Source organism: Rothia sp. HMSC036D11, from assembly GCF_001814205.1.
Taxonomy (GTDB): domain Bacteria; phylum Actinomycetota; class Actinomycetes; order Actinomycetales; family Micrococcaceae; genus Rothia; species Rothia dentocariosa.
The window spans coordinates 142,988-149,422 of sequence record NZ_KV815277.1 but is presented as its reverse complement, the minus strand read 5'-3'; the positions used below and the strand labels follow the sequence as shown (position 1 = coordinate 149,422).

6 protein-coding genes are annotated in these 6,435 nt (G+C 54.9%); 4 read left to right on the top strand and 2 right to left on the bottom strand.

The features are described 5' to 3' along the window. Positions 1–142: 142 nt before the first annotated feature. Complete coding sequence (locus HMPREF2958_RS01625) at positions 143–1,522, bottom strand: hypothetical protein (RefSeq protein WP_070695973.1); 1,380 nt, start codon at positions 1,520–1,522, stop codon at positions 143–145. Between the two features lie 287 nt (positions 1,523–1,809). Here HMPREF2958_RS01625 and HMPREF2958_RS01620 point away from each other — a divergent pair, with 287 nt between their 5' ends. From HMPREF2958_RS01620 to HMPREF2958_RS01610, 3 genes are all read left to right on the top strand, one after another. Continuing rightward, a complete protein-coding gene (locus HMPREF2958_RS01620) occupies positions 1,810–3,288 on the top strand; it encodes an O-acetylhomoserine aminocarboxypropyltransferase/cysteine synthase family protein (protein ID WP_070695971.1) in 1,479 nt (492 codons plus the stop codon). Further along, on the top strand, positions 3,288–3,791 hold the full coding sequence (locus tag HMPREF2958_RS01615; protein WP_013398362.1) for a CoA-binding protein: 504 nt from the start codon (positions 3,288–3,290) through the stop codon (positions 3,789–3,791). Before HMPREF2958_RS01620 ends, HMPREF2958_RS01615 begins: the two co-directional genes overlap by 1 nt. A 255-nt stretch (positions 3,792–4,046) precedes the next feature. After that, on the top strand, positions 4,047–4,478 hold the full coding sequence (locus tag HMPREF2958_RS01610) for an SRPBCC domain-containing protein (RefSeq protein ID WP_246827979.1): 432 nt from the start codon (positions 4,047–4,049) through the stop codon (positions 4,476–4,478). A gap of 266 nt (positions 4,479–4,744) precedes the next feature. On the opposite strand, the gene HMPREF2958_RS01605 is transcribed toward HMPREF2958_RS01610, so the two are convergent. Next, entirely contained in the window at positions 4,745–5,545 is an 801-nt protein-coding gene (locus HMPREF2958_RS01605; RefSeq protein WP_004006482.1) for a trimeric intracellular cation channel family protein, read from the bottom strand. A 187-nt stretch (positions 5,546–5,732) separates the two neighbouring features. On the opposite strand from HMPREF2958_RS01605, the gene HMPREF2958_RS01600 reads away from it, so the two are divergent. Continuing rightward, positions 5,733–6,350 (top strand): L-alanine-DL-glutamate epimerase, encoded by a 618-nt coding sequence (locus HMPREF2958_RS01600; protein WP_070695967.1) that lies wholly within the window; start codon positions 5,733–5,735, stop codon positions 6,348–6,350. Positions 6,351–6,435: the final 85 nt, after the last annotated feature.

Sequence of the window (6,435 nt, the reverse complement as noted above, 5' to 3'; positions counted from 1 at the left end):
GTGACTTCTCAAACGTGATTTTTGAGTGGTCGAGTTGCTAGACAAGAAATCATCGACGTAATATCACATATTCCAGGAGCGATGGTTTGCAGCGGGACTCCTGCTCCCGCTGTAAACCATCGCTCCCATTTTGTGCGAGTGATTAGCGGTGCTTAGCCAGATACTCCAGTTTCATGGTGTTAACGGTATTTTCAACGGCTTGATAAGAAGCATTCTTTTTGCCTACGTTCTGAGGATCCCAATCCACTAATTCCATAATGTTTTTGAGACTTCCAACAATGCGAGCTAGGTTCTCTTTGTTGCCGTAGAACTCAATCGGGTTCACCGCCCAGCTGAGGGTTCCATCTGCTGCACGGTCAATGATTGCACGCATGCTGTACATGATGGGCATCATATAGGCACGAGGGGGAACTTCATGTTCAATAGGTTGGTGGGTAAAAAGAGTGTACTTATTTTTCTTTCTGCTGGATTCAGTTTTTACCGCGTCAATACCAGCAAAACGTCCCCTATTGCTGTTGTACGCATCCTTGTACCCTTTGTAGACCAGGTCATAAACCTTGGTGACATCTTCGACCATATCAAGGGCCGATTGAATAGGCATACTCTTTAATTCCCAGGTGGTCATGTCATCTGACTTCTGAGAAATACTATCTGCTGAAATAAGATCCTGGTACCGTTTGATGCATTCACTAACGCTACTATAGGCTTGGGAGCCGGGTATCGGGGTAATATTTTTGGATTTACCTTCGCTGTCTACTACCTTGCTGAAATCAACCTTGCCTAACGGAACCCATACGAGCGATAAGAAAGTACCTACCGGGATACGCCCGAAGCCATTGGTTTTCCAGATTATTGCCTCACGAATATAGTTTGGTAAGGACTCTTTCAGAGAGTCGAATATTCCATCCTGATTTGCAATAGTTTCATTTTTGAGCTGAACATTATTGTTGCGTGCTGCACAAATGAGCAGGATGCTAGAGAGAAAACTATCAATGCTTTCTTCATCGCTATGGTTGGGAACAAGGATTTCTACAGGAACCATCGCGTCATGGGATCGGCTTGCTTTGGTTTTGAGCTTTTTAAGATTGAGAATATTCTTCTCCCATAATTCTTTCATCTCATTCCAAGTGCGAGCCTTGCCGAGAGCCTTTTCGGGAACTCCTGCCTCAGCCAGCAGGTATAGCCCGATAGCAAGCGTGTTATGACCGCCGTCAAGAATCCCCTCAAGTTTGCGATCTTTAAAGTTTAGTTCGTAACTGCCGCGTCCTAACTCTTGAAAGGCGGATGCACCTAAGAGAATTCCTTTTGATTTGAAAGGATATAGTTCGGGGGTTGTCTGGATAGTTTCGACAATCTCTGCTGTAACTGAGGAACGTTTTGCACTGCGTGGATTCGCGTCTAGATCGAGTTCAGTAATGAGATCTATCATCCCTCGGACTTTAATAAAGCCCGAGATGCGACGAATATTGTCTAATGAACGGGTTTCAGGATACTCAACTTTGAGCGTTATTGAATTATACATTCTGAGGACTTCCTAGTGGCCTAGCGAGTGGAATAGATAATCTCAACATCAAGGTGAGAAAATTCTAGTTTCGACATTGATCGCTTTATATTAGATCAGGTTTGACTATAGGGATACAAGTAGACGATCTAAAAGAGAAAAGTAACTGCGTCATAATCCGACACAAACGACATAATGCTACGCGCACTTGGCGCATCCGGGGACCGTAGCACAGTATAGGGTTGAGTACCTCTGTTCCTCGACCTTGGCGCATCATTCGGTTGCGCTAAGCCAACCAGGAGTCATGCATGGCTGAACATACTTTCGGATTCCGCACCCGCGCTTTGCACGCGGGCGGCACTCCGGACGCTGAACACGGCGCCCGCGCGGTCCCTATTTACCAGACCACCTCGTTCGTTTTCAAAGACACCGACGATGCCGCTAACCTCTTCTCACTGCAGAAATACGGCAACGTCTACTCGCGCCTATCGAACCCGACCGTTGCCGCGCTGGAAGAGCGCATCGCATCCCTAGAGGGCGGTATTGGGGCAGTGGCGACCGCATCCGGCATGGCTGCCGAGTTCATCACCTTCGCCGCGCTCTGCCAGGCGGGTGATCACATTGTGGCGTCCTCCCAGCTGTACGGCGGGACAGTCACCCAGCTGGATGTTTCCCTGCGTCGATTCGGCATCGAAACCACCTTCGTAGAAGGCACCGACCCCGCGGATTACAAGGCGGCGCTGACCGAGAACACCAAGGCAATCTACACGGAGGTTGTCGCCAACCCCTCCGGCGAAATCGCAGACCTTGAAGGGCTCGCCGCTGTAGCCCATGAGGCGGGAGTCCCCCTCGTCGTGGATGCCACGATCTCAACCCCGTACCTGATTCGCCCGTTGGAACACGGGGCCGACATCGTAATTCACTCCGCCACCAAATTCCTAGGCGGGCACGGAACCACCCTCGGCGGCGTGGTTGTTGAGAGCGGACGGTTCAACTGGGCGAACGGCAACTTCCCGCTCATGACCGAGCCGGTGCCTTCGTACAATAACGTCTCGTGGTGGGGGAACTTCGGCGAATACGGGTTCCTCACAAAACTGCGCTCCGAGCAGCTGCGCGATTTCGGTCCCGCACTCTCGCCGCAGTCGGCATTCAACCTGCTTCAGGGCGTCGAAACCCTGCCGCAGCGCATGGATGCGCACCTCGCCAACGCGAAAAAGGTCGTGGACTGGCTGGTTGAGGATGCGCGCATCGCCTACGTGAACTACGCCGGTTTGCCGGGGCACGCGCACTACGAACGCGCGAAAAAACTGTTGCCGCTGGGCGTTGGATCTGTATTCTCCTTCGGGGTGAAGGGTACCGATAAGGCGAGCGGCCGCGTGGTTGGCAGCGAGTTCATTAGTGCGCTCGTGCTGGCATCGCATCTTGCGAATATTGGCGACTCGCGCACTCTGGTGCTGCATCCGGGTTCGACCACGCATCAGCAGCTTTCCAGCGAGCAGCTTGCCGCGGCGGGCGTGGGTGAAGACCTGATTCGTATTTCGGTTGGGCTTGAGGATGTTGAAGACATTATTTGGGACCTTGACCAGGCGCTCACCCACGCGACTGGCATGAATCACGCGGGTGAACGTGTGGGCGATTCTAGCGCCGATAAGCTCGTTGCGGCGCAAGAGGCTCTCGCCGCTGAAGAGGCTGACTCGCAACAGGGTGCCGCCTGTGCGTTGCCGAATAGCGCCGCAGCTTCGGGCGCCTCAGATTCCAAGGATGCACCCGCGAAGGAGGGCAACTAATGACTGAGAAACGTACCTGGGTAGGCCCGAGCGCCCCCGAGCGGCTGAACATTCTGCGCAATACCCGCACTATCGCGATTGTGGGGATGAGCGATAAGATTTCGCGCGCCTCAAACTTTGTGGCAACCTACCTGCTGTCTTCGTCGCCGTATACAGTGTATTTTGTGAACCCGATTCTTGCGGCGAAAGGCAAGACCGTGCTGGGGCAGCCGGTGTACGCCTCGCTTCAGGACCTACCTGAGGTGCCCGATCTCGTCGAGATTTTCCGCCGCAATGAAGACCTCCCGGGCGTGGTTCAGGAGGCGGTTGATCTGGGCGCGAAAACCGTGTGGATGCAGCTGGGCTCGTGGAATGAGGAAGCTGCCGCAATTGGTGAGGCAGCTGGGCTGAACGTGGTCATGGACCGATGCGTGAAGATCGAGCACGCACGCTTCCATGGTGGACTTCACCTTGCGGGCTTCAATACCGGCGTGATTTCCTCGAAGCGCCAGGTCACGGCGTAGTACTTCGGGTCTGCGGCTGAAAGCTGAGTTCCGGGAGCGTTTTCTTCGTTCGGGAGCAGTTAAACTGCTCCCGAACGAAGAAAACGCTCCCGGTTTTGGATAGTGCCCAGCATGAGTAAAAGATAAAGCCCGCGCTTGGGAAGATAGTCGTGCGCTTCCACCTCTGTCGTGAATAACCTGATGCCCCCCGAAGTTCATCGTATACACTGGAATACATAGTAAAAAGAATGGTTATTGTGTATAGGAGTGTTGATGATGAGCCGCAGTATCCGCGCCGAGATTACTATCCAGGCGGAACCGCATCGTGTTTGGGAAATCCTGACCCGGTTTGAAGAGTATCCCGCATGGAACCCCTTTATTATTCGGGCGCAAGGTGTGCCGCATGCTGGAGAACGCCTTACACTCACGATGAAACCGGGCAAGCGCCCTATGACCTTCCGCCCCACCGTGCTGGAAGCATCCGAAAATCAGAGTCTTGAATGGCTGGGTCGCCTTGGAATCCCGGGAATTTTTGACGGTCAGCACCGCTTTGAACTGAACCCCTTGCCCGGCGGCGGTACTCACCTGATACAGTCCGAAATCTTCAGTGGTCTGCTTGTGCCCCTCATGCCTAAACTTCTTGACAATACCCAAGAAGGTTTTCGCCGTCTGAATGAGGCACTGGCGCATCGAGCCGAAGGAAAATAATCGTCAGAAACACAAAATTATATATTTATATTGTTTCCACCCGAAAATCTAAATCGGGTTAACCACTTGACAGCTTAAAACCCTACCCTTAGGGATAGGTTTACGGGTATGCTAATACGAGTGCCTTGCGACAGGGGGCTTTCGCGGCGGTCGCAGGGTACTTTTGTGGCGGTGGGGTGCTTGGCACACATGAGCATCCCGCCGCCTTTATCGTTTCTTTCCGAACAGCGTTGAGGAACCTGTCAGGACAAAGCAACACAGGCCCGTTACTTACCGCGTTGCTCCCGTTCACGATGCAGCTGGTCGCGGTACGCCTGAATCTGGTCCTCTGTAATCACATCCAGCTGATTTGTGAGCGGCGTGCCCGGTGCCCAGCCTTCGTTCTCAAGATGTTCGTGGTCGCGACGGAATACATCCAGCAGGCGCGGGCGCTGAACCTTCAGCGTGGTGGGCATCGGCAGTCGCCAGTCGCGCCACCGCGCCACAATACCCAACACCGTGCAGGTGAGCACAGACATAGCGATCGCCACATGAGGGCGTTCCAGCATCCTGAAACAAATTGCCGTTTCGGCGGCGCCCACGAACGCTACCGTGGCGTAAAGCGAGTTTCCGCCGAAGATAGCGGGGATGCGGTTCACCATAATATCGCGGATCACCCCGCCGCCAACCGCCGTTGTCACCCCCAGCGCGATTGCTGGGAGCCAGTGCAGCCCCAGGGTAAGAGATTTGATGGTGCCGGTAGCCGCCCAACAGCCCATGCCCAGAAAGTCTACGACCACAAGGGCGCGGGTGGCCCAGTTTGAGCTCAGATCCAGCACATACGCCAACGCCGCCGAGGTAATAGCGCCTACCCAGTACCAGCCGTCGGTAAGCGCTATTGGAAGCCCCACATTCAGCAGGATGTCACGAATCATGCCGCCGCCCATGCTGCAGACGACCGCCAGTAGCAAGAAGCCCACCATGTCGAACCGCAGGGCGCGCGCCACTGCTCCGCCGAGCAGGCCATTAGCCACTACGGCTGCAATATCTACGATTCGGAACAGCGTCTCGGGCTCGATATTGAACACGGTCGGCCTCCTTTCGACGGCTCAGGAGTAGAGGAGTGCGGCCCGCAGTTTTAGGCGCAACGTCTGCTATCTTACCGCGTGTGCTGCCGCTACGATACCCGCAGGTTTGTGGCGTGCCGCATACGCCAGATCTGTGCGAGACAATGGAAGAAAGTAAACGCAGGTTGAAAGTGCTGAGAGGAACGCAATGGCGGTTTCACGTGAGCAGGTTTTTGAGGTTCTTCAGCGGGTGCATCAGGCACTAGAGCATGGTCTGCCTGGCTGGTCGGTGCGCCCAAATATTACGGGAACCGGCGCGGTGGGGCTGTATCTTGACGGCCCCGAGCTGCCGCTGATGGGTGTGAATCTGGCGGGCGAGCCCGTGGCACGGCATCTGTGCGGAACGGTTCAGAGTGCCGACCGTGAGCTTCCCGGCGAGCTGGATCAGGTGCGGTATCAGTATATTTTGGGCGTGAGCGTGACCGAGCGTGATGAGGAATATCCCGAATTGACCGACCTGCCCAAGACGGGGGAGCCCAGCTGGGTTAATGCTCTGCGGGTGCTGGATCAGCAGGTTGTCGCCGAACGCCGGGATGAATTTTTCATTAGCCGCGGTGGTTATGTGCCCGGTCGTCGGGCTTTGGGGAAACGCCGTGTGGCGCTGCGGCGCGATTTCTTCCCCGGCAAACCCTGGCTGGGTCTGGGCACGATTGACTGGTGCGCGGGCGTGCGTTCCACTCCTGTCTACGCCGGTGAGCTGGATGCGCTCGTCGCCGCCGCGGTGCGCCTCGCCTCCACCTGGGATGCGGCGCTCCGGTCGGTCTAAAATTCACCTGACATGAGGTTTTATGCGTGACGTGCTCACGTTATACATAAGATTCACGAGTTAGGCATATTACCTGAAGAAGGCA